Source organism: Arthrobacter sp. 05N428_2, assembly GCF_056397065.1.
On sequence record NZ_JBFTMR010000022.1, the window covers coordinates 1 to 25,053 of the forward strand.

Annotated in this window: 24 protein-coding genes; 5 read left to right on the plus strand and 19 right to left on the minus strand. The window is 69.3% G+C overall.

Features of this window, described 5'->3' with window-relative positions; translation table 11 throughout:
- Positions 1 to 360 precede the first annotated feature (360 nt).
- The 14 genes from panC to dacB form a co-directional block, all read right to left on the minus strand.
- Positions 361 to 1,248 carry a pantoate--beta-alanine ligase gene (gene panC / locus AC1DGI_RS16715; RefSeq protein ID WP_476899630.1) on the minus strand — a complete coding sequence of 296 codons (888 nt, stop codon included), beginning with the start codon at positions 1,246 to 1,248 and terminating at the stop codon, positions 361 to 363.
- A gap of 1 nt (position 1,249) precedes the next feature.
- Positions 1,250 to 2,167 (minus strand): Rossmann-like and DUF2520 domain-containing protein, encoded by a 918-nt coding sequence (locus AC1DGI_RS16720; RefSeq protein ID WP_441400009.1) that lies wholly within the window; start codon positions 2,165 to 2,167, stop codon positions 1,250 to 1,252.
- Positions 2,160 to 3,728, minus strand: a complete 1,569-nt coding sequence (locus AC1DGI_RS16725) for a PH domain-containing protein (protein ID WP_476899631.1) — start codon at positions 3,726 to 3,728, stop codon at positions 2,160 to 2,162. Before AC1DGI_RS16725 ends, AC1DGI_RS16720 begins: the two co-directional genes overlap by 8 nt.
- Positions 3,725 to 4,237, minus strand: a complete 513-nt coding sequence (locus tag AC1DGI_RS16730; protein WP_476899632.1) for a PH domain-containing protein — start codon at positions 4,235 to 4,237, stop codon at positions 3,725 to 3,727. Before AC1DGI_RS16730 ends, AC1DGI_RS16725 begins: the two co-directional genes overlap by 4 nt.
- Entirely contained in the window at positions 4,218 to 4,742 is a 525-nt protein-coding gene (locus AC1DGI_RS16735) for a DUF3180 domain-containing protein (RefSeq protein WP_476899633.1), read from the minus strand. The genes AC1DGI_RS16730 and AC1DGI_RS16735 overlap by 20 nt, the downstream gene beginning before the upstream one ends.
- Complete coding sequence (gene folK, locus AC1DGI_RS16740) at positions 4,739 to 5,287, minus strand: 2-amino-4-hydroxy-6-hydroxymethyldihydropteridine diphosphokinase (RefSeq protein WP_476899634.1); 549 nt, start codon at positions 5,285 to 5,287, stop codon at positions 4,739 to 4,741. Before folK ends, AC1DGI_RS16735 begins: the two co-directional genes overlap by 4 nt.
- Entirely contained in the window at positions 5,284 to 5,643 is a 360-nt protein-coding gene (gene folB, locus AC1DGI_RS16745) for a dihydroneopterin aldolase (protein WP_441403293.1), read from the minus strand. The genes folK and folB overlap by 4 nt, the downstream gene beginning before the upstream one ends.
- 11 nt (positions 5,644 to 5,654) lie before the next feature.
- A complete protein-coding gene (folP, locus tag AC1DGI_RS16750; RefSeq protein WP_476899635.1) occupies positions 5,655 to 6,599 on the minus strand; it encodes a dihydropteroate synthase in 945 nt (314 codons plus the stop codon).
- Between the two features lie 12 nt (positions 6,600 to 6,611).
- Complete coding sequence (gene folE, locus AC1DGI_RS16755; RefSeq protein WP_476899636.1) at positions 6,612 to 7,265, minus strand: GTP cyclohydrolase I FolE; 654 nt, start codon at positions 7,263 to 7,265, stop codon at positions 6,612 to 6,614.
- A gap of 10 nt (positions 7,266 to 7,275) precedes the next feature.
- On the minus strand, positions 7,276 to 9,342 hold the full coding sequence (gene ftsH, locus AC1DGI_RS16760) for an ATP-dependent zinc metalloprotease FtsH (RefSeq protein ID WP_441401196.1): 2,067 nt from the start codon (positions 9,340 to 9,342) through the stop codon (positions 7,276 to 7,278).
- A gap of 227 nt (positions 9,343 to 9,569) precedes the next feature.
- Positions 9,570 to 10,121, minus strand: coding sequence for a hypoxanthine phosphoribosyltransferase (gene hpt, locus AC1DGI_RS16765; RefSeq protein ID WP_441401198.1), 552 nt, complete (start codon positions 10,119 to 10,121; stop codon positions 9,570 to 9,572).
- Between the two features lie 29 nt (positions 10,122 to 10,150).
- Complete coding sequence (gene tilS / locus AC1DGI_RS16770) at positions 10,151 to 11,188, minus strand: tRNA lysidine(34) synthetase TilS (RefSeq protein WP_476899659.1); 1,038 nt, start codon at positions 11,186 to 11,188, stop codon at positions 10,151 to 10,153.
- Between the two features lie 98 nt (positions 11,189 to 11,286).
- Positions 11,287 to 12,399 (minus strand): zinc-dependent metalloprotease, encoded by a 1,113-nt coding sequence (locus AC1DGI_RS16775; protein ID WP_476899637.1) that lies wholly within the window; start codon positions 12,397 to 12,399, stop codon positions 11,287 to 11,289.
- A gap of 167 nt (positions 12,400 to 12,566) precedes the next feature.
- Positions 12,567 to 14,090, minus strand: a complete 1,524-nt coding sequence (dacB, locus tag AC1DGI_RS16780) for a D-alanyl-D-alanine carboxypeptidase/D-alanyl-D-alanine endopeptidase (protein WP_476899638.1) — start codon at positions 14,088 to 14,090, stop codon at positions 12,567 to 12,569.
- A 152-nt stretch (positions 14,091 to 14,242) separates the two neighbouring features.
- Here dacB and AC1DGI_RS16785 point away from each other — a divergent pair, with 152 nt between their 5' ends.
- The 3 genes from AC1DGI_RS16785 to AC1DGI_RS16795 all read left to right on the plus strand — a co-directional run bounded on the left by AC1DGI_RS16785 (position 14,243) and on the right by AC1DGI_RS16795 (position 16,989).
- Complete coding sequence (locus AC1DGI_RS16785; RefSeq protein WP_441401204.1) at positions 14,243 to 14,731, plus strand: inorganic diphosphatase; 489 nt, start codon at positions 14,243 to 14,245, stop codon at positions 14,729 to 14,731.
- Positions 14,732 to 14,891: 160 nt separating this feature from the next.
- Positions 14,892 to 16,217: a carboxylesterase family protein gene (locus AC1DGI_RS16790; RefSeq protein WP_476899639.1), complete on the plus strand. Its 1,326-nt coding sequence runs from the start codon at positions 14,892 to 14,894 to the stop codon at positions 16,215 to 16,217.
- 7 nt (positions 16,218 to 16,224) lie between these two features.
- On the plus strand, positions 16,225 to 16,989 hold the full coding sequence (locus AC1DGI_RS16795; RefSeq protein WP_476899640.1) for a DUF429 domain-containing protein: 765 nt from the start codon (positions 16,225 to 16,227) through the stop codon (positions 16,987 to 16,989).
- Between the two features lie 32 nt (positions 16,990 to 17,021).
- On the opposite strand, the gene AC1DGI_RS16800 is transcribed toward AC1DGI_RS16795, so the two are convergent.
- Complete coding sequence (locus AC1DGI_RS16800; protein ID WP_476899641.1) at positions 17,022 to 19,448, minus strand: phosphoketolase family protein; 2,427 nt, start codon at positions 19,446 to 19,448, stop codon at positions 17,022 to 17,024.
- Between the two features lie 208 nt (positions 19,449 to 19,656).
- Between AC1DGI_RS16800 and AC1DGI_RS16805 the strand changes: the two genes are divergently transcribed.
- A complete protein-coding gene (locus AC1DGI_RS16805) occupies positions 19,657 to 20,256 on the plus strand; it encodes a hypothetical protein (RefSeq protein WP_476899642.1) in 600 nt (199 codons plus the stop codon).
- 20 nt (positions 20,257 to 20,276) lie between these two features.
- On the opposite strand, the gene AC1DGI_RS16810 is transcribed toward AC1DGI_RS16805, so the two are convergent.
- Both AC1DGI_RS16810 and serS read right to left on the minus strand, forming a co-directional pair.
- Complete coding sequence (locus AC1DGI_RS16810) at positions 20,277 to 21,125, minus strand: HAD family hydrolase (RefSeq protein ID WP_476899643.1); 849 nt, start codon at positions 21,123 to 21,125, stop codon at positions 20,277 to 20,279.
- 85 nt (positions 21,126 to 21,210) lie between these two features.
- Complete coding sequence (gene serS, locus AC1DGI_RS16815) at positions 21,211 to 22,491, minus strand: serine--tRNA ligase (protein WP_441402377.1); 1,281 nt, start codon at positions 22,489 to 22,491, stop codon at positions 21,211 to 21,213.
- A gap of 78 nt (positions 22,492 to 22,569) precedes the next feature.
- Here serS and AC1DGI_RS16820 point away from each other — a divergent pair, with 78 nt between their 5' ends.
- Positions 22,570 to 23,676, plus strand: a complete 1,107-nt coding sequence (locus AC1DGI_RS16820; RefSeq protein ID WP_476899644.1) for a diacylglycerol/lipid kinase family protein — start codon at positions 22,570 to 22,572, stop codon at positions 23,674 to 23,676.
- A 53-nt stretch (positions 23,677 to 23,729) separates the two neighbouring features.
- Here AC1DGI_RS16820 and AC1DGI_RS16825 read toward each other — a convergent pair whose 3' ends face one another.
- Both AC1DGI_RS16825 and pheA read right to left on the minus strand, forming a co-directional pair.
- Positions 23,730 to 23,978 (minus strand): hypothetical protein, encoded by a 249-nt coding sequence (locus tag AC1DGI_RS16825; RefSeq protein ID WP_441403285.1) that lies wholly within the window; start codon positions 23,976 to 23,978, stop codon positions 23,730 to 23,732.
- Between the two features lie 94 nt (positions 23,979 to 24,072).
- Entirely contained in the window at positions 24,073 to 25,053 is a 981-nt protein-coding gene (gene pheA, locus AC1DGI_RS16830; protein ID WP_476899645.1) for a prephenate dehydratase, read from the minus strand.

The window sequence follows — 25,053 nt, forward strand, 5'->3', positions numbered from 1 at the left end:
CACTACAGCGCTACTACGACGAAAACCCCGAACGATTCCGCCAACGACCCATCACACCAGCCCCCGCCCGCCACGCAGGGATCAACCTTCCCGCAACAAAAACACCCACACAGCAAACCCAATGACTCCACACAGCTTGACAATCTGCGAGAAATAACGGACGCTCCCGCAGGTCCTGCCGCCACAGGTGCGGGAACTGCGGGAGCGTCCACGTCCGGGCCGCCACAACTGCGGGAGCGTCCACGTCCGGGCCGCCACAACTGCGGGAGCGTCCACGTCCGGGCCGCCACAACTGCGGGAGCGTCCACGCCCGGCCCGCCACAACTGCGGGAGCGTTCGGCATCCTGCGGTCGATCGCTGCTAGGAATCCAGCGGCACGTTATCGATCAGCCGCACCGGGCCCACCTTCGCCGCGATCAGCACGAGCCCCTCGCCGCGGAACGGGGTTTTCCGGCAGTTCTCTGCGAGCGGCTCCAGGGTGCGCGGATCGACGACCTCGAAGTAGTCCAGCGCCACGAGGGGCTGGGACTCGACAAGGGCCCGGGCCGAGTCCAGGTCCAGTGGTTCGTGCGCATTGGCGCGCTCCTCCACCAGCCGCAACGCCCGGGACAGCACCAGGGCGGCTTCGCGCTCCGCTCCGGACAGGAAACGGTTGCGGCTGGAGAGGGCCAGCCCGTCCAGGGACCGCACGATCGGCACCGCGACGACCTCCACCGGGAAGTTCAGGTCCGCCACCATCCGCCGGACCAGGGTCAGCTGCTGGGCGTCTTTCTGGCCGAAATAGGCCCGGTAGGCCGCCTGCCCCGCACCGGGAAGGCCGTAGTGCAGCAGCTTGGCCACCACCGTCAGGGCACCGTCGAAGTGCCCGGGCCGGGACGCACCCTCCCACTTGTCCGCCAGCACGCCCGAGGTGATCCGCACCATGGGTTCCCCGCCGGGATACACCTCCTCCACCGAAGGTGCGAACGCCAAGTCCACGCCTTCAGCCTCGAGCAGGGCCAGATCCGCGTCCAGGGTCCGCGGATAGCGCTCCAGGTCCGCTGCCTCACCGAACTGCAGCGGGTTGACGAAGATGCTGGCCACGACGACGTCGTTCTGCTCTACCGCGGTGCGGGCGAGGCGGGCGTGCCCCTCGTGCAGGGCGCCCATCGTGGGCACGAGCCCTTGTGAGGTGCCGCGCTTTTCGGTGAGCAGGCGCGCACTTTCGGCACGCAGTTCGGCTGCCGTGGTGACGAGCTGGATTGCCATCTCAGGGTCCTTCCTCAGGGGTCGGGCCACCGCCGGGCGACTCCAGGGCCCTGGTGATGCCGTTGATTTGCTCCGGCCTCAACAGCCCCCGGCTGCCCGCACGGCGGGCCGTCGCCCGGGCCATGGCCAGGTACGCCTCCAGAATATCGCCGCCGGAACCGCCGTCGAGCTCGCGGAGCGCCTCGGAGTGCGCGGCGACGGTTCCCACGTCGCCGCGGGCCACCGGCCCGGTCAGCGCCGCCTCCCCCGAGGCGAGGGCGTTTTCCAGGCTGGCACGCAGGAGCGGTCCCAGCATGGCCTCCGGGGCGTCCACGCCGACATCGCGCAAGAGCTCGGAGGCCTGGGCCACGAGGGTGACCATGTGGTTCGAGCCGTGGGCCAGCGCAGCGTGGTAGAGCGTACGGTCACCCTCGGCGATCACGACCGGTTCGGCCCCCATTTCCACCACGAGGGCCTGCGCAATCGGCAGCATGGCCGGGTCGGCCGTCACGCCGAAGCTGCAGTCCAACAGCCGGGTGAGGTCCAGGCTCATGCCGGTGAAGGTCATGGCGGGATGCAGCGCCAGCGGGATGGCACCGGCCGCGCGGACCGGGTGCAGGATGCCGACGCCGAACCGCCCGGAGGTGTGGGCGACGATCTGCCCGGGCTGCCAGGCACCCAGTTTCGCGAGACCTTGCACGAGCGGGCCGAGGGCGTCGTCCGGGACCGCCAGGAGCACCAGTTCGGCGCGTTCCACGATCTCCTGGACTTCGAGGATGGGGACGCCAGGCAGCAGGATCTCGGCGCGTTCGCGGCTCGCGTCCGACACGGCTGCGACCCCGACGACGGCGTGTTCGGCGGCGCGCAGCGCCGCCCCCAGCACGGCCCCCACCTTGCCGGCTCCGATGATTCCGACGCCGAGGCGTCCTGGCTTAGGCATGCTGCGGCCCTTCCTGTGGCGTGTTTTCGAGGGGTGCCTGTTTGAGGTGCCCGGCCGGCGCGAGCCAGTGTTCGCTGGTCTGCCCCTTCCGGGCGGTGCGGGCGCGGGTGGCCTGCGCGTCGAGTAGGGCGCGTCCCTCGTCCAGCCCGGCTTGGATCAGCCGCGGCGCGACCGGCCCCGCGGTAGTGTGCAGGACCAGGTCTACGACGCCGAAACGCCTGGCCAACGGGCCCTGCTGCAGCGAGATCGACTGCGTGCGCTGGTGCGGGACCAGCACGAGGTGGCGCCACCAGCGGCCGGAGCGGATCAGCAGCGCGGTGTCGGTGGCGGTGAAGCCGTTCCGGCGCCAGCCCACCGGCGCGAGCAGGCGCGCCCGCCTGGGGGTGGTGACGAAGCCGCCGTCGGCTTCCGCTCCGGAGCCGGCGGGGGCACCCGGCCGGACGGCTGTGCCGGCTGCGGGCGCGAAACCGTTCAGCCCCGCGGTGAAGACGCGCACGGGGTCCGGTGTGCCGGGGTCGGGCAACACCAGCGAGAGCATGCTGAGCACCTCCGGCAGCGTCCCGACCGGCAGCAGGGTGGTCCGCGAGGAGGCCTGGCCCTGGCTGCCTTCCGTTCCGTAGCCGGCCACGTTGATCTGGATGCGGTACCAGCCGAAGATCCGCCAAAGCGGCGGCTGGCTGACGCGCAGGGCCTGGATCCGCCCGGGCGGGAGCGTCACGGCCTGCGTGTCCAGCAGGCCGTAACGCAGCCGGATGCCGTCGGGCGATACGGCGGCGGTGAAGTTGTAGCCCTTGGTGAAGGACTTCCAGTACGCCGCGACCAGGCCCAGGCCGGCCGGGACCAGGTAAAAGTAGAAACTGCGGTTGTCGGTGACGGCGGAGAGCACCACCGACGCCGCGGCGCCTAGGACAATGACGACGCTCTGCTCGCTCAGCGCCAGCGATCCGGCCAGCCGCGGCGGCGGCACGGTCAGCACCGCGGATTCCGGTGCCTCCCCGGCAGCCACCGCGGGCTGACCCGGCGCCCCCGGCAGCGCCGGGCCACCCGGCCGGGCCGGCTCCGGTGCCCCGCTAACGACGCCGGCGGCCTGGGCAAGGATGGCGGCGCGGAGTTCCTTGGCCTCGGCGATCGGGAGGTAGGCCAGGTGCACCGCGGCCTTGCCGGCGTCGGCGACGTCGAACCTGAGCTCCGCGAGCCCGAAAATCCGCGCCAGCAGCGGCTGCACGACGTCGATCGCCTGCACCCGGTCCAGCCGCGCCTGGCGTTGCTGTTTGAACACGAAACCGGTGTTGAGACGGACGTAGCCGTCCGCCACCTGGAAGCGGGTGAAATACCAGCTCAGCACGTAACCAAGCACGATCAGCAGCAGCACGGCACCGCCGCCGATCACTAACCACGGCGCCCGCTCGGCAAACCGCTCGTCAAAGACCGGGTCGCCCCGGAGCAAGCGTTCGAAGGCGTCGCGGCCAAAGAAGAAGAACAGTGCGGCCAGCGCCACCCACCCCCGGACGAAGGGCGACGCCGGATGCACGCGCCGCCAGCCGTTTCCGGCGGCGGTCACAGCCCGGCCAGACGGGCCTCGCCGCGGGCGGACAGCTGCTCCCGGAGCCGTGCCCCCTCCACGGCGGGCAGGCCCGGAATCTCCGCACTGGTGCCGGCCGAGGCGGTGTGAAGCTTAACCGTGCACAGGCCCAGCCCGCGTTCGACCGGACCGGCCCCGATATCCACATACTGCATGCGCCCGTACGGGACCACGAGGGTGCGCTGGAAGAAAATGCCGCGGCGGATCAGCAGGTCGTCCTCACGTTCGGCGTAGCCAATGGAACGCACCTGGCGCGGGATGAGCACGAGCCGCCAGAGTGCCAGCACGAAGGCCGCGGCGGGCACAGCGGCCGCGAGCCACAGCGGCGGCCAGGTCCAGGCTCCGTTTAGGACCAGGATCAGCGGCAGGGACAGGACGGCGACGAGCGCCAGGTTGCCCAGCGCCCAGCCCGCCAGCCGCACCGTGATGTACCGGGGTGAAACCCGCAGCCACGCAACGCCCGGCGGGTCAATCGCCTCGGTACGCATATTCGCCTTCCGCCTCGGGTTTGCCGCGCTTCCCGTGCAGGTCCGTGGTCCCCTCGGCGTCGCCGTCCTCGGGCGGAATCCGGCAGAACCGCTCCACCAGCAGGCCCACCACAATCATGGCCAGGCCGCCGCCGGCCATGACGAGCGTCTGCCAGGTGATGGCCTGACCGCTGCGGACGCTCCAGAGTCGCAGCTGGTCCAGGAAGATCCCGGCGTGCCAGCCCAGCAGCATCGCCCCGGTGTAGGCGCAGGCCTGGGCAAGGACCAGGGTCCATGCGGCCAGGATCGGGTTGAGCATTTTTTTCTTGTTGCCGTTGCGCCAGCGCAGCACGCGGACTCCGAGGATCAGCGTGAGGACCACGATCACGCCCATGGTGATCAGTCCGGTCAGTGGCAGCACCGGGGTGGCCAGGCCGTAGCGGCCGGCCAGCAGCGTGGCGAACCAGCCGGCGGCGGCCAGCCCGACGCCGATCACGAGCAGCAGGAGCGGGTTGGTCAGCTTCACGGCGCCTCCACCGCCCCAGCCACGCCGTTGAGGTCCTCGAAGCCGTCAAAGGGTGCCAGATCAGGGAAATCGGCGGCCCTGGCGGCCAGTTCGCCCACGCGTTCGCCGTTGAGCCTGGCCGCAGGTTCGATCAGGGACCACGGGTAGAGCACGAAGGCGCGCTCCGCGGCGCGCGGGTGCGGGAGTGTCAGGTCGGGGTCCGAACTGACCAGTTCGCCGTACGTGATGATGTCCACGTCCAGGGTGCGCGGACCCCAGCGGACCTCCCGGACCCGCAGATGCTTTTGTTCCACCGCGTGGCAGTGCCGCAGCAGGCCTTCGGGCGACAGCGAGGTTTCCACGGCGATCACCATGTTCAGGAAATCCGGCTGGTTCGGCGGGCCGCCCACGGCCTTGGTCTGGACGATCGGCGAGATGGCCAGCAGCCGCACCTCCGGCGGGTCGACGAGGTCGGCGACGGCGGCGGAGAGCGTGTCGTTACGGGCCCCCAGGTTGCTGCCGAGGGCGATCACGGCGCGCGTGTAGGCCGCGGCGTGGGGGCTCATGGCTGTTCCCGGTGCACGCTGACGGACACATCGCCGAAGTCGACCTCGATCGGGGCTTTGGGTTTGTGCACGGTGATGTCCACCGCGGCCACCGGGAAGCGCCGCAGCACGTCGTCGGCGATCCGGACGGCGAGGGCCTCGATCAGGTTCAGCGGTGTGCCGGTGATCCAGCCGCGGATGCACTCGGCCACCTCCCCGTAGTGCGCGGTGTCCAGCACGTCGTCGCTGGCCGCGGCCGGCGCAAAGTCGAGGTGCAGCACCGCATCGACGACGAACGGCTGGCCGTCGCGGCGTTCGAAGTCGAACACCCCGTGATGCCCGACGGCGGTGACGCCGCTCAGTGTGATCCGGTCCATGGGCGGCCGGTTCAGTTGTCGCCGGGCACGGCGGAGGCCGCCGGGCACGGGACCGGGGCGATGCGGGCGGCGACCTTGACGGCGTCCAGGCTCGGGCCGACGTCATGCACGCGGACCGCCCAGGCGCCGCGGTAGGCGCTGATGGCAGTCACGGCGGCGGTGGCCGCGTCGCGTTCGACCGGCGGCGCCGACTTGCCGGCGACGGTCAGGAGGCTGCCCAGGAACCGTTTCCGGGAGGCGGCGACCAGGACCTTGTGGCCCAGGGCCTGCAGCACGTCGATGTTTTGCAGCAGTTCCCAGTTCTGCGCCCCGGTTTTCGCGAAGCCCAGGCCCGGGTCCAGGATGATCTGTTCTGCGGTGGCGCCGGCGGCGTAGAGCTTGTCCCGGACGCCGGCGAGTTCGGCGGCGACGTCCTGCGCCACGTCCCGGTACTCGACCAGCGAGTCCATGGTGCTGGCATCGCCGCGGCGGTGTGTGAGGATATAGGGCGCGTTGCTCCGCGCCACGAGTTCGGCCATTTCCGGCTCGATCGTGAGGCCGGAGACGTCGTTGATGATAGTGGCCCCGGCGGCCAGCGCAGCCTCGGCAGTGGCGGCGTGCGTGGTGTCGATGCTGACCAGGGCGCCGGCCTTGACGAGTGCCTCGATAACAGGCAGGACCCGGCGCTGTTCTTCTTCGACGCTGACGTCGGCGGCGCCGGGACGGGTGGATTCACCGCCGACGTCGATGATGTCGGCGCCGGCGTAGTACATCCGCAGGCCGGCGGCGACTGCGGTGTCCGCCGTCGCGTGCTTCCCGCCGTCGGAGAACGAATCCGGGGTGACGTTCAGGATCCCCATCACCAGCGTCCGGTCCGTGGGCAGGTCCTTGAAAGCCGCGGCCGGGCGCGGCTTGCGCAGCACGGGCAGCGGCGAGGTGGCAGGTCCTGTTCCGGGGGCTGCGGCGAGGGAGTCCATGGTGTGTTTTTCTTACCTTCCGAGGATGAGGCTCATGGCTTCGGCGCGGGTGGCCGGGTCATGAAGTTGCCCGCGGACCGCGCTGGTGACGGTCTTCGCGCCGGGCTTGCGGATGCCGCGCATGGACATGCAAAGGTGTTCGCATTCGACGACGACGATCGCGCCGCGCGGCTTGAGGTGGGTGACGAGGGCCTCGACGATCTGGGTGGTGAGCCGCTCCTGCACCTGCGGGCGCCGGGCGAACATGTCCACCAGCCGCGCCAGCTTGCTCAGCCCCGTGACCTTGCCATCATGCGAGGGGATGTAGCCGACGTGGGCCACCCCGTGGAACGGCACCAGGTGGTGCTCGCAGGTCGAGTAGAACGGGATGTCCTTGACCAGGACCAGTTCCTCGTGGTCCAGGTCGAAGGTGGTGGCGAGGATTTCCGCCGGGTCGTGGTGCAGGCCGGCGAACATCTCCGCGTAGGCCTTGGCCACCCGCTTGGGGGTGTCCAGCAGGCCGCTGCGGTCCGGGTCCTCGCCGATGGCGAGCAGGATCTCGCGCACGGCTGCCTGGATCCGCGGGCGGTCCACCGGGTTGGCCTGCTGGCCGGGGGCCACCGCCGCCTCGTCCGTGGGGAAGGAGCCGGCGGTGGCGGGAACGTCGTCGTCGAAGTAGGAAGTCACAGAAGGAAGCCTAGCCGGGAAGGCCGTCGGGCCCCGGATCCGTTACGCCGCCTTGGAAGGGCTCCTGTCCGGGAACGCCCTGGGCGTGCGGCGGCAGGGCGTCGAGCGGTTCCTCGAGCCGGGCCTCCTTGGCTTCCTGCTGGGCCTCGCGTTCGGCCTTTTCGCGGCGGGACTCCACCGGGCCGACGGCCTGGATCGGCCGGCTCTCCTTGGACAGCCAGATCTCGCGGAAATCGCGCTTGCGGATGTTCGTGAAGACCTGGGCGATTTCGGCCTGGTTCAGCGTTTCGCGTTCCAGCAGCTCGAGGGCCAGCTGGTCCAGGACGTCCCGGTTCTCGGTCAGGATCGCGTAGGCCTCGTCGTGGGCCCCCTCGATCATCCGGCGCACTTCCTCGTCGACGACGTAGGCGATCTGGTCCGAGTAGTTGCGTTCGTGCCCGGCGTCCCGGCCCAGGAAGGGCTCGCCGCCGCCCTGGCCGAGCCGCACGGCACCGACCCGCTCGCTCATGCCGAACTCGGTGACCATCTTCCGGGCAATCCCGGTGGCCTTTTCGATGTCGTTGGAGGCACCCGTGGACGGGTCGTGGAAGACGAGTTCCTCGGCCACCCGGCCGCCCATGGCGTAGGCCATCTGGTCCAGCAGTTCATTGCGGGTCACGGAGTACTTGTCGTTTTCCGGCACCACCATGGTGTAGCCCAAGGCGCGGCCGCGGGGCAGGATGGTGATCTTCGTGACCGGGGCCGAGTTGCGCAGCGCCGCCGCGACCAGGGCGTGGCCGCCCTCGTGATAGGCGGTGACCTTGCGCTCGTGTTCCTTCATCACCCGGCTGCGCTTCTGCGGCCCGGCCATGACCCGGTCGATCGCCTCGTCGAGGGCGCGGTCATCGATCAGGTTGGCGTTGGAGCGGGCGGTCAGCAGCGCCGCTTCGTTGAGGACGTTGGCCAGGTCCGCGCCGGTGTAGCCGGGGGTCTTCTTCGCGACGGCCTTAAGGTCGACGCCGGGGGCCATCGGCTTGCCCTTGGCGTGCACCTTCAGGATCTGGTCGCGGCCGATCAGGTCGGGAGCCTCGACCGAAATCTGCCGGTCGAAACGGCCGGGACGGAGCAGGGCGGGATCGAGCACGTCGGGGCGGTTGGTGGCCGCGATCAGGATGACGTTGGTTTTGACGTCGAAGCCGTCCATTTCAACCAGCAGCTGGTTGAGGGTCTGCTCGCGTTCGTCGTTGCCGCCGCCGATGCCGGCGCCGCGGTGGCGGCCGACGGCGTCGATCTCATCCACGAAGATGATGGCCGGGGCGTTGGCCTTGGCCTGCTCGAACAGGTCGCGGACACGGGACGCGCCGACGCCGACGAACATTTCGACGAAGTCCGAGCCGGAGATGGAGAAGAACGGGACCCCCGCCTCCCCGGCGACGGCACGGGCCAGCAGGGTCTTGCCGGTACCGGGAGGGCCGTACAGCAGCACGCCCTTGGGGATCTTGGCGCCCACCGCCTGGAACTTTGCGGGTTCCTGCAGGAATTCCTTGATTTCTTCGAGTTCCTCGACGGCCTCGTCGGCGCCGGCGACGTCGCTGAAGGTCACCTGGGGCATGTCCTTGTTGACCATCTTGGCTTTGGACTTGCCGAACTGCATGACCTTGGAGCCGCCGCCCTGCATCCGGGAGAGCAGGAACCAGAAGAGCACGCCCAGCAGCAGCACCGGGACCAGGAGGGAGAACAGACCGGAGAACCAGTTGCTTTCGAGCGGCTGGTCGGTGTAGCCGCTCGGCGGCTTCGAGTCGGTCACGGCCTTGACGATGTCCTGGGCGCGGGCGTTGACGTAGTAGAACTGGACGTTCTTGCCCTTGTCCTGGCCGTCGATCTGCACGTTGTCCTTCAGGACCAGATCCACGCGGTTCTCGGCGTCGAAGATCTTGGCCTGTTCGACTTTGCCGCCGGCGGTCAACAGCGCCAGGCCCTTGTCCGTGTCGATGCGGGTCGAACCGCCCGGGGCGAGGGTGGCAAAGGCCAGCAGGAGCATGCCGATAACGACGACAATCCAGATGCCGGGGCCCTTGAGGAAACTCTTTGCTTTCATCTGATCGGGGGCTGGCCCCGTCCCTCCTGGTAGTGCTGCACGGCGACCGATCTGCGCGCGTGTGGGTGCTGCGTCGGGTTCAAGCTATACACCGTCCCTGTGAGTCACGCACGGTCAAGCCGAAAAGTTCCCTGTGGGCGTAGCGGAGGGCCGTGCGGGGTACAGATGCGGGGTACGGAACGGGCGCAGCGTCGGGCCCGGGGGGAGCCGCCGGGGCAGTCGCGGTTCTACTCGTAGACGTGCGGCGCGAGGGTACCGACGAAGTCGAGGTTGCGGTACTTTTCGGCGTAGTCCAGGCCGTAGCCGACGACGAACTCGTTGGGGATGTCGTAGCCGACGTACTTGACGTCGATCTTGACCTTGGCGGCGGTGGGTTTGCGGAACGCGGTGCAGATCTCCACCGAGGCCGTGCCGCGGGACTCCAGGTTCGTCTTGAGCCAGGAGAGGGTGAGGCCGGAGTCGATGATGTCTTCGACGATCAGGACGTCTTTGCCCATCAGGTCGGTGTCGAGGTCCTTGAGGATGCGGACCACGCCGGAGGACTGGGTGCCGGAGCCGTAGGAGGAGACGGCCATCCAGTCCATCGAGACGTGGCTGTGCAGCGCGCGGGCGAGGTCGGCCATGACCATGACCGCACCCTTGAGCACACCGACGATCAGCAGATCGCGGCCTTCGTAGTCCTTGTCGATCTGGGCGGCGAGCTCGGTGATCCGGGACTGGATCTGCTCCCTGGAGTAGAGAACGTGCTTAAGGTCTGCCTGGACGTCGTTTGAATCCACCAATAACTCCTGTGTAGATGCGGGTGCGACTATATTTGGGGCGGTTTTTGAGGCCGGAATACAAGCTTCCCACAGGGGGCGCCCTCGCGGGGCACGCCGTCGGGGGCGGACTGCTCCGCCGCGAGCAGCTGGGCGAGCGAGAGCCGGTAGACGCTCACGCCGCCGGGCAGCTCCACCGGTCCGGCGGATCCTTGCCGGCGCAGCAGCGCTTCGGCAGCCAGCAGCCGCTGGTAACTGGGCTGCTGACCGCCGACGGCGGCGGCGGCCTTGGCGATCACCCGGAACCTCACGGCCGGTGCCAGTTCGCGCAGCGCGGCCTCGGGCAGGCTGAGCTCCGGGCCGGAGCGCTCCTGCAGGCGGAGATACGTGTCGTTCGCCACATCGTCAAGGTAGTCGGCGTCGAGCTGCAGGATGGCAGCCGTCCGGGCCAGCGATTCGGCGACCCCTGGCCCCAGCTTTTCCTCCAGCAGCGGGAGCACCTCGACCCGGGTCCGGGACCGGGCAAAGGCGGGGTCGGCGTTGCTCGGATCGTGCCACGGCGCCAGCCCTTCGACGGCGCAGATTTCCAGCGTCTCGGCCCGGCGGAGGCCCAGGAACGGCCGGAGCAGGCGGCCGCGGGCGGGACGCATCCCGGCCAGCGAGCGGGTCCCGGAGCCGCGTGCCAGCCCCAGCAGGACCTGCTCCGCCTGGTCGTCCAGGGTGTGGCCGAGCAGGACGGCTGCGGCGCCGGTGTCGTCGGCGGCGGCTTCGAGCGCGGCGTGCCGGGCGTCCCGGGCTGCGGCTTCGGGGCCCATCCCGGCGGGATCGACGTCGACCGTCCGGACCTGGACGGGCGCAAGTCCCAGCTCCCGCAGTGCCGCCGCGGCCGCCGCCGCCACGTCGGCGGAGCCCGGCTGCAACTGGTGATCCACCACGACGGCGCCGACGGTGACCGGGCGGCCGTTCACGTGGCCGCGTCGGGCGAAGTAAGCGGCTACGGCAGCGAGCGCCAGCGAGTCAGGGCCCCCGCTGCAGGCCACCAGGATCCGGCCGGGGTAGCCGGCGTCGGCGAGGGCGTCCTGCAACATTTTCCGCGCCTTGCCGACGACGGGCGCCAGCCGGCCGGGCCGGCGTCGTCCGCCGGAAGCGGAGGGAAGGTCCGGGTGGGTGGTGGCCGGCACGTGGACTAGAGACCCATCCGTTCGAGCCAGAGCTTCGAGTCGTGGATTTCCGGTTCGGTGGGCAGGTGCTCGGCGGACTCCCAGACCCGGTTGAAGCCTGCCATCCCGGCAGCGTCGACCACTTCGCGGACAAACTTCGAGCCGTCGCTGTACTGCCGCATCTTCGCGTCCAGGCCGAGCAGGCTGCGGATGAACTTCTCGATCGCGCCGCGGTCCTTGCCGCGGGCGTTGAAGCGCTGCCGGATGGTCTTGACAGAGGGGACAATGCTGGCGTCCACGGCGTCCATGACCACGTTGGCGTGGCCCTCGAGCAGGCTCATCACGGCGGTGAGGTGCGAGATCGCCGCACGTTCCGCAGGGTCCTGCAGCAGGTCCAGGATCGCCCCGCGGCCGGGGGCGGCACCGGGCGCCGACCGGTCCTTGAGGGACTTCGCGGCCGCCGCGGCGCGTTCCATGATCGAATCGACGTTGCCGAGCAGGTGCGCGCTGAGGTCTTCGATTTGCTCCAGCATGTGGTGGCGCAGCCAGGGGGCCGCGGCGAACTGCACGCGGTGGGTCTGTTCGTGCAGGCAGACCCAGAGCCGGAAGTCCTCGGGTGCCACGTTCAGCTCGCGTTCCACCGAGATGATGTTCGGTGCCACCAGCAGCAGCCGGCCGGCGGCAGGGGCGGTGGAGTTCTCGGCCAGGGCGGAGAACGGGTCGTACTGGCCCAGGACCTTGCTGGAGAGGAACGCCAGGATCGCGCCGAGCTGGCTGCCCGTGATCGCGCCGCCCACACTGGCCGCGCCCGGGCCCACGGTCCCGCGGCGGCCTTCAAGCATCTTCTCGATGGCCGGTTGAAGCATCACGGCGAAGCTCTGCGTGTTCGCCTTGGCCCAAGAGGCCCGGTCCACCACCAGCACGGAGGAGTCCCGGAGGTCGCGGGCGGCCTCGAGCCCGGTGATGTCATGGACGTGCGGCACGGAAATGTCCGCCATGAGGCGCAGGTTTTCGACGGCGGCGCCGATCTCCGAGGAGCCCAGCGACGGGCCTGCCGGGGTGAGACGGGCGGCCGTGGACGCCGCGAGCTCCCAATTGATGAGGGCCTGGGCTGAGATCTCGCGCGAAGTGGACTCCATGGCTCCCATCAGATCACAGCTGACTGTGGATGCGCCTCAAATTCGTCGGGCGGCGAACGGCCGGGCAACGGCGAACGGGCGCCCGCTGCCCGCCGTTTCGACGGTTCCCTGCCGAGAAGACGTTGCGAACCGGCGAGTGCGCGGGGAACCGTCAAAACGGCGACGCCTCAGCGGCACCCGCACGCGGCCAGGGCCGAAGCCGTCCGGTCCAGCGCTGTCCTGTTGCCAGCCGCGCCGGGGGTCAGGCCGTTGCCGATGAAGGAGAACACCAGCAGCCGGCCGTCGGCGTCGACCACGTAGCCGCTGAGGGCGATTACGGTGTTCAGCGTTCCGGTCTTCGCGCGGACCAGGCCGGCGCCGCCGGCGGTGCTGGTGTCCGTGTACCGGCTGCCCAGCGTTCCGGTCAGGCCGGCCACGGGGAAGCCGGCCAGGGCGGACCGGAGACGGAGGTCCGGGCCGCTGGTTATCGTGCGGACCAGGGCGGAGAGCTGCCGTGCGGAGACCTTGTTGTCCAAGGTCAGCCCGGCCAGGTCGACTGCCCGGAGCGTGGCCGAGGGGACATCCAGCTCCTGGATCTGCTGCAGCACAGCGGCAACAGCGCCCTCGTTGTTGGCCGGTTTGCCGCTCGCTGCCGCCACCATCCGGCCCATGACCTCGGTCAGGTAGTTGTCCGAGGTGCGCATCAGCAGGTCCACCTGCTGGCTGACGGTGGCGGATTCGACCGCCGCGAGGACCTGGCCGGCCTGGCCACCGCCGTCGTCCGGGGTCTTTTTGCTGGCTTTCTGCGCGGCCGTGGCCCGGGCGACGCCGGGTGTGACACTGAGCCCCGCGGCGCCGCCGGCCTCCACGAGCCGGGCCGTGAACGCCTCGGCGGCGGTCATGGCAGCGTCCTGCGGCCGGGGTCCGGTGGTGGTACCCGGGTCGAAGCGGGCCGAGTTCAGGGCGAGCGGAAATATCGGGGCGATTTCGCCGGCGGCCACATCGTCCGGGCTCCAGGCGGGGCTCAGGGCCGGCCCGCTGAACAGCGAATCATCCAGGAGCACCGAGATCGGGCCGGACACGCCCGCCTGCTGCAGCGCGCGGACGGTCGACTGCGCGAGAGTGCCGAGCCCGGCATGCCCCAGGACCGCGTCCGGCGCGGAGTCCCCCGCGCCGAGCAGCACGTCTCCGCCGGCGGTGAGGACCACCGTGCCCGGCGTGGCGCCGGCGACGACCTTGGTGCTGAAGCGCCGGTCCGGGCCGAGCGTGCGCAGCGCGGCGGCCGCGGTCAGGAGCTTGATGTTGGACGCGGGGGCGCGGACGTCGTCGCCGGCCCGGTCGAAGAGGACTTCGCCGGTAGCGGCGTCCTGCACCACCCCGGTGAAGGACCCGGCGCCGTCGGTCTTCAGGGTCGCGTCGAGCTGGGCGGCGACGGCGGCGGCAGCGGGCACCGGCGCGTCGGCACTGAGCGGCTTCATGTTGGCCCGGCTTCCCGACCTGCCGGCGTCGCTCAGGGTGGCGGGGAGCTGCTGCCACGGGCCGGCCGCGGCGGGCTCCGGAGGGCGGGCCGGGCCGAGGAAGCCGGGACTAACGGCGAGGCCCGCGGGGACCCCGAGCGCCACGATCAGGAGGCTCAGGAGCAGCATCGGAATGATGCGCCCGAGCCTGGCGGGCGCATTAGCCGTGCCCACCCGGCGCTTTCTGCGTGTCATGCTGCTGCTGGTCCTTAGTCCCGAAATGTCCCCACTAGTTCCTGAAACCAGGGCCTGTCGCTATATCCTCAATAATAGTCGGCGGCACCGGTACTGCTTTTTCTGGGCCTCACCTGTGCCGCGCACCCCCTGAATCCGTCGAGGAGCATTCCATGAAGCATGACGTGACCATCGAGATCCCTAAGGGATCGCGCGTCAAGTACGAAGTCGACCACGAGACCGGCCGCATCCGCCTGGACCGCGTCCTGTTCACCTCCATGCAGTACCCCACGCACTACGGTTTCTTCGAGAACACCCTGGGTGAGGACGGCGACCCGCTGGATGCACTGGTGCTCCTGCAGGACTTCGATCTGCACCCCGGCGTGATCGTCGAGGCCCGCCCGATCGGCGTCTTCAACATGACCGACGACGGCGGCGGAGACGCCAAGGTGCTGTGCGTTCCGGTGGACGCCCGCTTTGACCACATCCAGGAAGTCAGCGACGTCAGCGAATTCCTGATCCGGGAGATCGAGCACTTCTTCACCCGGTACAAGGACCTGGAGCCGGGCAAGTGGGTCAAGGCCGAGGGCTGGGGCGACCGCGCCGCGGCCGAAGCCGAACTCGAAGCCTCGATCAAGCGCTTCGTCCCGCACACGCACTAGGGTCCCTCCCTTCCAACGCGGGGTCACCTACCGCCCGTCCGGCCCGCCGGATATGGGCCGCCGGGTGACCCCGCTTTGCTGTTAACGGTGCCTTTAACGGTGCTGTTCGAACGACGGCGGTTGCCAGCCGTGGGTCAGAAATGTGTGAAATCGTAGGTGCATGAACGCCGAGCCAGCTTTTAGCCCGCCCTGCGGCCCGGTCACCGGGTGGCGGGACGGCGACGTCGTGCGCGCCACGGGTATCCCGTATGCCACCGCGCGCCGCTTCCTGCCGCCCGCGGCCGCGGCGGACTGGACCTCCGAATTTTTGGCCACGGCCCCGGCCCCGGCTTGCCCGCAGGGCCCGGTTCCGTTCCTCGACGACGTCCTGGGCACCAAATACGGGGAGCTTCCGGGCAGCGAGGACTGCCAGAATCTCTCGATCACCATGCCCGGCGACCTCAGGCCCGACGAGAAGCTGCCCGTTATGGTCTGGATCCACGGCGGCTCCTACACCACCGGGTCCGGGGACCTGGCCATCTTCGACCCTGCACGACTGGTGTCCGAGAACCGCGTGGTGGTTGTTTCGGTGACCTACCGCCTGGGCCTGTTCGGGTTCCTGGCCACGCCCGGGGGCCGGCCCGGTAACCTGGGGCTCCTTGACCAGCTGGAAGCCTTCCGGTGGGTGCAGCGGAACATAGCGGCCTTCGGCGGGGACCCGGGCCGGGTGACCGCCTTCGGCCAGTCCGCCGGCGGCGATGCGATCGCCCACCTGATGGCTACCCCGGACGCACCGGGGCTTTTCCGGCGCGCGATCATCCAGAGCGCGCCGCTCGGCATCGCCCGGGGGCGCGCCAAAATGAACCACGCCATGGGAATCGCCGCTGAAACCGTGACGGAGCGGACCCCCGCCATGGAGGTGGTGGCACGCGAGGCGCAGGTAGCCAAGGTGGCGCGGAAGTTCGGGCTGCTCGCCGCAATGCCTTTTGGCACCCAATACGGTCACGAGCCGCTCCCGGAGGGAGGTGCCATCGAGGCTGCCTGGGACCGGTCCGCGCCTGCGATCGACGTGCTGATCGGGCATACAACTGAGGAAGCCCGGTTGTTCCTCCCCCGCAGCCCGTGGCTCATGCAGTTGGCGGCGGTTCCGCTGGTGGGCGCTGCCGCCGTCCGCGCCATCGACTGGGTGGTCACTGAAACCGTGTACGGCCGGGCTACCCGCCGCTTCGCCCGCCGGCACGCCAAGGCAGGCGGACGGGCCCACCGGTACGTCATGGACTGGCGCGCCCCCGGCAATATCTTCGGCGCCGCCCACACCATTGACTTGCCCCTGCTGCTCGGCAACCGCAAGACCTGGGACGGCGTGGGCCTGATAGACGGCGCCCGCTGGGAGGACGTGGACATGACCGGCCGGTCCGTGCGGGCCCTGTGGGCCGCTTTTGCGCGGGGCGATGACCTTGGCGAAGCGGGCGCCGTTGACAATGCGCTGCACTACAGGCAGGTCTGAGCCCGTCGTGAGGACCCTCGGCGTCGATCTCGCGGCCGCCACCAAGAAGACCGCGGCGGCCGTGCTCGAATGGGGCGACGGCGGCGCGCGGCTGGTGGAGGTGTTCCTCGGCGTCGACGACGGCGAAATCGTCAGGCTCTTCGGCGCCAGCGATATGACCGGAATCGACTGCCCGGTCGGTTGGCCGGATGCGTTCCTGCCCTTCCTCGCCGGCCACCTTGCCGGCGATCCGCACCCGGTGCTGGACCATGACGGCATCGAGGGGCGCCGGCTGCTGGCCTACCGGGACACCGACCGCTTCGTCACTGCCCGGACCGGGCTGATTCCGCTCAGCGTCGCCGCGGACCGGCTGGCGCACCCGGCGATGCGCTGCGCTGTCATCCAGGCCAAAATAGCGCAGCAGCACGGTCCGCAGGCCAGGGACGGCAGCGACCGGTTCGCCGAGGTTTATCCGGCCGCGTCCCTGAGGTCCTGGGGTCTGCTGGCCCGCGGCTACAAGGGGCGCGGCAGCGCAGAGGTCCAGCAGCTGGCCGGGATCCTGGCCGCACTGCAGCGTGCCGCGCCCTGGCTGGACCTGGCCGGACACGAAGCTGAGCTGGCCGGCTCCGATGACATGTTCGACGCCGTGATCGCCTCCCTCACCGCGCGGGCCGTAGCCCTCGGCGACACCCTTAGCCCCGACCCGGGGCACGCCCGGGCGGCCCGCAGCGAAGGCTGGATCCATCTGCCCACCGGCGGGCTGGACGCGCTCAATCGCGGCGGCCGGCCGTAATCACCGGCCCTGACCCGGCCCGTTACTGACGGCTACTTCAGCTTCAGAGCCCAGCCGCTGATTTCCGGCGCGTCCTCGCCGTTCGCCCGGGTGTAGTTGTGCGCCCGGATGCGCAGGTCCTGCAGCGACTGGCGCAGCAGCGAGTGCCGCTCCGCCAGCCCCGGGACCCGGTCGATCGCGTCGATGGCGAGCTGGTAGCGGTCGATCCCGTTGAGCATGGCCATGTCGAACGGCGTCGTGGTGGTGCCTTCCTCCTTGTAGCCGCGCACGTGCAGGCCTGCCTGGTTGGTGCGGCGGTACGCCAGCCGGTGGATCAGTGCAGGGTAGCCGTGGTATGCGAAGATAATCGGCTTGTCCGGCGTGAAGATGGCGTCGAAGTCCCGTGAAGTGAGGCCGTGCGGGTGCTCGGCGGCGTCCTGCAGCCGCATCAGGTCCACGACGTTCACGACCCGGATCTTCAGCCCCGGTGCGCCCTCCTTGAGCAGTTCGGCCGCCGCGACGGTCTCCACCGTGGGGACGTCGCCCGCGCACGCCAGCACGACGTCGGGCGCCTCGCCCGGGACCTCGGAGCCGGCGAAATCCCAGATGCCCAGTCCGCGCTGGCAGTGGTGCGCCGCGTCCAGCGGGCCGAGCCAGGTGGGCGAGGGCTGCTTGCCGCTGACCACGATGTTGACGTAGTCCCGCGAGCGGAGGCAATGCTCCATCACGGAGAGCAGGGTGTTCGCATCCGGCGGCAGGTAGACCCGGATGACCTCGGCCTTCTTGTTCACCACATGGTCGATGAAGCCCGGGTCCTGGTGCGAAAATCCGTTGTGGTCCTGCTGCCAGACGTGCGAGGAAAGCACGTAGTTCAGCGAGGCGACCGGCCGCCGCCACGGCAACTGCCGGTGGACCTTCAGCCACTTGGCGTGTTGGTTAAACATCGAATCGACAATGTGGATGAACGCCTCGTAGCAGCTGAAGACCCCGTGCCGGCCGGACAGCAGGTAACCCTCGAGCCAACCCTGGCACAGGTGTTCGCTGAGCACTTCCATCACCCGGCCGGCCCGTGCGAGGTGCTCGTCCACTTCGTCGATCCGGTACTGCCAGACCTTGTCCGTGACCTCATAGACGTTCTGCAGCCGGTTGGACGCCGTCTCGTCCGGACCGAACAGCCGGAAATTCTCCGGATTGAGCGCGATGACGTCCCGCAGCCACGAGCCGAGTGTGACCATGGCGCTGACCTTCTGCTGGCCCGGCACGGCCACCTCTACCGCGTGGTCCGCGTAGCGGGGCAGTTTCAGGTCGCGCAGCAGGATGCCGCCGTTGGCGTGCGGGGTGGCGCTCATCCGAAGCTCCCCGGCGGGGGCATTCGCGGCGACGTCCGCCCTGAGCCGGCCCTCGCCGTCGAACAGTTCCTCCGGGCGGTAAGACTCCATCCAGCGGCCCAGCTGCGCCCGGTGTTCGGGATTGGTGCGCACCTCGGCGAGCGGCACCTGGTGGGCGCGCCAGGTGCCTTCGACCTGCAGCCCGTCGACGGTTCGGGGACCGGTCCAGCCCTTGGGCGAGCGCAGCACGATCATCGGCCACACGGCGGCGGGAGCATCGTCGCCGTTTCCGCCGGCAGCTGGTGTGGCGACCCTGCGGGCCGCCTGGATGGCCCGGATCTCGTCGAGGCAGCTGTCCAGCGCGGCGGCGAAATCCCGGTGCGCCGCTGCAGTGTCCTGCGGGTCCGTAACGGTCACGAAGTGGGGATTGTGCCCGTAGCCGCGCAGCAGTTGCTCCAGTTGGGCCTCCGGCATGCGCGCCAGGATGGTCGGGTTGGCGATCTTGTAGCCGTTCAGGTGCAGGATCGGCAGGACGGCCCCGTCCGCCGCCGGGTCCAGAAAGTTGTGCGAATGCCAGCTGGTGGCGAGCGGCCCGGTCTCGGCCTCGCCGTCGCCGATCACGACGGCGGTGATCAGCTTCGGGTTGTCGAACACGGTTCCGTAGGCGTGGGCCAACGAGTAGCCAAGTTCGCCGCCTTCGTTGATGGAGCCCGGGGTCTCCGGGGCCGCGTGGCTGGGGATGCCGCCGGGGTAGGAGAACTGCCGGAACAGTTCGGCCAGGCCGTCGGCGTCGGGGCCGACGTTGCTGTAGATCTCCGAGTAGGTGCCCTCCAGCCAGGCGTTGGCCACCACTGCCGGGCCGCCGTGTCCGGGACCGGCGACGAATAGCAGCTCCTGGGCGTCCCGGCGGATCACGCGGTTCAGGTGCGAGTAGACGAAGTTCAGCCCGGGCGTGGTCCCCCAGTGGCCGAGCAGCCGTGCCTTGGTGTCCGCGGCGCTGAGCGGTTCGCGCAGCAGCGGGTTGGAGCGTAGATAGATCTGGCCTACGGAGAGGTAGTTGGCGGCCCGCCACCACCGGTCGACGAGTTCGAGCTCCGTGGCGGCATCTCCGGCCGGCCGCAGTTCGGTCGCCTCATCCAAGCCGTCAGTCACGTGCGTGCCCCGATTCCGTCCGTGCCGCCGGCGGCGACGTCTCTTCCCATCGCAACATTTCCCGGGGCCGAAGACAACCCCCCTTTGGACGGCGGGCGGCGGCGGCCGGACGGCGGGCGGCCGCCCCGTGAGCGGCAGTGACAGCTCTATTACGAAGCCGAATCCTGGTACTTGCCAGCCGGTTGCTGGGCGGTAGTGTGTCAGCAGTATGTTCACGCTGACCATCAACCAAACCGACAGCCGGCGCGATGGCGACCGAGTGCCGCAGCTCCTCAAGGACCTGCGGCACATTCCGGCGCGCCTCGATTTCGACCGCTCGGTGGAGGACGAGGTCCAGGGCATCGTGGACTGCCCGCGCCAGGCCGTCGAGGCGGCGCTGATCGCCCTCCGCTCGGGCGCCTGGTATGTCGGCGTCGGCGTCGGCCCGGTCAACGAACCGCTGCCCAACCAGATCAAGGACGCCTCCGGCCACGGGCTGGTCTACGCCCGGCGTGCCGTCGACCGGTTAAGGAACAGCAAGGAGCGCGTCCCGGTAGCGGTGGAGGGCCCACTCGGGGAGCTTGCCGCGGAAGCCGAGGCCGTGATGCGGCTGCTGGGCCACATTGTGCGTGAACGCAGCGCCGCCGAGTGGCGAGTGCTGGATCTGCTCACCCCGGGCGTGCGCGGGCAGCAGAAAGCAGTGGCGAAGGAGCTGGGCATCACCACGCAGGCGGTCAGCAAGGCCGTGGCCCGGGCGCAGTGGAACGAGGAGCACGCTGCCCGACCGGCCGCGGCCCGGTTGCTCGGCCTGATCCTCGAAGTCCGCTAGGCCGGCGGCGGACCCGCCCCCTACGCCAGGAGGCTGCGCAGCACGTGCGCAGCGCCGTCGTCGAACACGGAGTGGGTGACTTCGTCGGCGGCGGCGATCACTTCGGCCGGGGCCTGGCCCATCGCGACGCCACGTCGGGCCCAGGTGAGCATCTCGATGTCATTCCGGCCGTCGCCGATGGCCACCGTGCGGTGCGCCTCGATGTTGAGCCGTCCGCGCAGCAGCTCCAGGGCGCTGGCCTTGGAGACTCCCGCGGCGGCAATGTCCAGCCAGGCGGTCCAGCCCACGGAGTAGGTGACGCCGGAGAGGCCGATGTGCCGGATCGCGGAGTTGAACTCCTCCGGCGTGTTCTCCGAGCTGAACACCACGACGCGGACGGCGGTGGCCTCCAGCATGGTCTGGAAGTCGACGCCGATCGCTTCGACGCCGAAGCTGGCGTCCTGGAAGCGTTCGGTAGCGAGGAAGTTGCCGTCCGCGTCTTCGAGTGCATACTTCGCGGAGGGCAGCCGTTTACGCAGTGCCCTCAGTGCGGGTCCGGGGTCGAAGGTGGCCTTGTGCAGCACCTGGTAGCCGTCGGCGAGGCCGGAATCCAGGCGCAGGGTAACGCCGCCGTTGGAACAGACCGCGTAGCCGTTTTCGATGCCGATGTGCTCGATGATGGGCAGCGTCGCATTGAGCGAGCGGCCGGTTGCGATCATCACCTCGTGTCCGGCGGCCACCACGGCCTGGGCGGCTTCGCGGACGGGTACGGACATGTGCCCGTCGTGGTCGACCAGGGTTCCGTCGACGTCGAGGGCGATCATCATTTTGTCGTTTGCTTCTCGCTGGTCATCGTTGCCAGCGACTGAGGTTTCAGTCAATGTAGTCATCTAACAAGTAGAGCAGACACGGCCGACACCCGCTAGGACACGCACCACAGCGCGGCATGAAGCCTGGGTAAACAGCAGCCGACCTTTAGAGGACGGGCAGTACCGTCATGCCGCCGAGGTACTTCTGCAGGGCCACCGGGACGTTGACCGAGCCGTCCGCGTTCTGGTGGTGCTCCAGGATGGCGACGATCCAGCGGGTCGTGGCGAGGGTGCCGTTGAGTGTGGCGACGGCGCGGGTGCCCTTGGGCGCGCCGTCCTCGGTCAGCACGCGTTCACGGATGTTGAGCCGACGTGCCTGGAAAGTGGTGCAGTTGGAGGTGGAGGTCAGCTCCCGGTATGCGCCCTGGGTGGGCACCCAGGCTTCGCAGTCGAATTTGCGCGCGGCCGAGTTGCCCAGATCCCCCGCGGCGGTGTCGATCACGCGGTAGGGCAGCTCGCACTTGGCCAGCATTTCCTCTTCCCACGCCAGCAACCGGGCGTGCTCGCCGGCAGCCTCTTCGACAGTGGTGTAGATGAACATCTCCACCTTGTTGAACTGGTGGACGCGGATGATGCCGCGGGTGTCTTTGCCGTGCGACCCGGCCTCGCGGCGGTAGCAGGAACTCTGTCCCGCGTAGCGGACCGGTCCGCCGGTGAGGTCCAGGATCTCGTCTGCGTGGTACCCGGCGAGGGCAACTTCCGAGGTTCCGACCAGGTAGAGGTCGTCCTCCGCGAGGCGGTAGATCTCGGCGTCGTGCTTGACGTCGAACCCGGTGCCCTGCATGGTTTCGGGACGGACCAGCGTCGGGGTGATCATCGGTACGAAGCCGGCGTCGATGGCCTGTTCCATGGCCATCTGGAGCAGCGCCATTTCCAGCCGGGCGCCTACGCCGCGCAGGAAATAGAAGCGTGAACCGGAGACCTTGGCCCCGCGCTCCATGTCGATCGCGCCGAGCAGCTCGCCGATCTCAAGGTGGTCCCTGGGCTCAAAGTCGGGGAATTCGCGCGGCGTCCCGACAGTCTTGACCACCACGAAGTCGTCCTCGCCGCCCGCGGGGACGCCGTCCTCGATCAGGTTGGGGATCCCGCGCAAGAGCTCCTCGTGGGCGGACTGGGCGACGTCGGCCTCGGCCGACGCCTCTTTGACCTGGCCCGCAAGCACTTTGACCTCGGCCAGCAGTGCCGCTTTTTCCTCGCCCTTGGCCTGCGCCACCTTCTTGCCGAAGACGTTCTGCTCGGCCCGTAGGTTTTCGAAACGGATCAGCGCCGCGCGCCGGGCCGAATCCGCAGCGATGATCGCGTCCACCACGGATTCATCGGCACCGCGGGCGCGCTGGCTGGCACGGAACTTGTCCGGATTGTCGCTGAGGTCTTTTACGTCGATCACCAGATAAGACTATCGAATCGCGGGGCCGCCTCCGGGCAGTCCTGCCGCGGCGCACGCCCGGGATAGTCTGGGTGCAATATGCGCGACTGGCTGCTGTACCTCATCATCGCTGGAGCCCTGGTATTTGCCGTCTCCAGCTGGTGGGGTGTGCGCCGATTGAAAGCGAAGCACACGCGCAGCGCCGTCCGGGAAGAGACCCACAGCCCCAGCCTGGCCCGGCAGAAGGTCGCGGTGGTGATGAACCCGATCAAGGCCAGGTCCGCGGAGGCCCGTGTCCTGATCGAGAGCACCTGCCTCGCGGCCGGCTGGGAAGCCCCCCGCTTTTTTGAAACCACCGCCGAAGATCCGGGGTTCTCGCAGACCCGCGCTGCCGTGGAGTACGGGGCCGACGTCGTTCTGGCGGGCGGCGGCGACGGTACCGTCCGCGCAGTGGCCGGGGTCCTCGCGCACACGGACATCGCCATGGGACTCCTCCCGCTGGGAACCGGAAACCTGCTGGCCCGCAACGTTCACCTCGACATCGGAGATCTGCGCGGCTGCGTCGAGACCGCGCTGTTCGGCCACCAGCGTTTCATTGATACGGCGCGGATGAGGGTGGAAAACGCCCGGACCGGGCAGTCCGACGACCACGCCTTCCTGGTGATCGCAGGGATCGGCCTGGACGCCGAAGTGGTGGGCGACACCAACGACGGGCTCAAGAAGGCGGTCGGCTGGCTCGCCTACACGGAGGCGGGCGTCCGTCACCTCCCGGGACGCCGCAAGCGGGTGGCCATCTCGCTCGACGACCAGCCGGAGCAGTCCCGGAAGATCCGCAGCGTCCTGTTCGCCAATTGCGGCCTGATTCCCGGCGGGATCGACTTCATCCCGCAGGCCATGATCGACGACGGCATGCTCGACGTGGTGGTGATGAGTCCGCGCAGCGCGATCGGCTGGCTGGCGATGTACTGGAAGATTGTGCTCAAGCACAAGCGGACCCTGCCGGTGATGACCTACTACCGCTCCGGCAAGATCGTGATCAAGTGTGCCGAGCCGATGCCGACCCAGGTCGACGGCGATCCCACCGGCGAGGCCACAACGGTGACGGTCCAGGTGGCTCCGCGCTCGTTGCTGATCCGGGTGAAAGAAAACGCCGGGACGGAAGACCCGCCCAAAAGCGGTGCGGCCGGCCAGGCGAGCAACGGCTAGACCCCGGCCGCCCCTGAGCACGGCTGCTGGGCCGTGCCGCCGGACGAGGAGTGCTAGCTGGCTTCCTTTTTGGCTTCGGCGTCCGCGGCGGTGTCAGCTTTGGCGTCGGCGGCTTTCTTGGCCTCCGCGGCCGCCTTGGCCGCGCGGGCCTCGGACTGCTCGCGGATCATGGCCTGTTCCTCCTCGAAGCGCAGCCGGTCGGCACGGTCGGCGTCGTCGCCGTCCCAGTCCTGGTTTTCGGCCGTCGGCTTGGGATTGACGATCATTCCCTGGCCGTCATTTTCTGTGCTGGTGCCGGACATGGCCCGCTCCCTCCGTTAGAGGACTACCCCAATATGGATCAGGCAAGCATAGGCACAGTTTCCACGGGGCGGAAGTGCAGGATGTGGCATTTGTCTACGCTGTGGGCGAAGCCTGCGGGTTATATGCCTGAACCACTGATGCCCCGGCGAGTATGTCTTTGACCCAGGCATGGGCGGAGCGGAATGCCTGGTCCGAGGTGTGCGGGGCCACCTCGGCGCGTTGGCCGTCCGCCCTGCCGTAGGAGCCCAGGAACCGGGTGGCCGGGCTGATCCGATGCAGCCCGGCGAGCGCATCGGCTACCCGGGCGTCGCTCACGTGGCCGTCAGCGTCGATGCTGAAGAAGTAGTGGCCCAGATACTGGCCCGTGGGCCTCGACTCGATGCGGCTGAGGTTCACCCCGCGGGTAGCGAACTGGTCCAGGATTTCCATCAGCGCGCCCGGGCGGTCCTCGGGCAGCGGAACCACCACGGTGGTCTTGTCGGCGCCGGTCCGTTCCGGCAGCGAGCCGGGTCGCCCCACCAGCACGAAACGCGTTACGGCCCCGGGGTTGTCGCCGATGTTTTCAGCCAGCACGGACAGTCCGGGTTGTTCGGCAGCGACGATCGGCGCGCAGATTGCGGCGTCGTAGTGCGCGTCGCCTTCGAGCAGGCCCATCGCGGCGGCGGCCGTGGAGGAACCGGGGATATATTCAACGTCCGGAATATTCTTATCGACCCAGAGCCGGCACTGCGCCCAGGCGTGGCCGTGGGTGGAAATCCGCCGGATGTCGTCGATTCCGACGCCGGGCCGGCCCACCAGCACGAAGCTGATGGGCACCAGGGCCTCGCGCAGGATCCGCAGCTCCTGGCCGGTGGCAATCGCGTCGAGCGTGGCCGTGACACCGCCCTCCACGGAGTTCTCGATCGGGACCATGGCGGCGTCGGCCGACCCGTCGCGGACCTTGTCCAGGGCAGTGTTGACGTTCGAGGCCGGAACGCGGATGGCCTCTGCCGCGCCGGGCACCTGCATCAGTGCTGCCTCGGTGAACGTGCCGGCTGGACCGAGGAAGGTATAGGTGACAGGTGACGCGGGCAT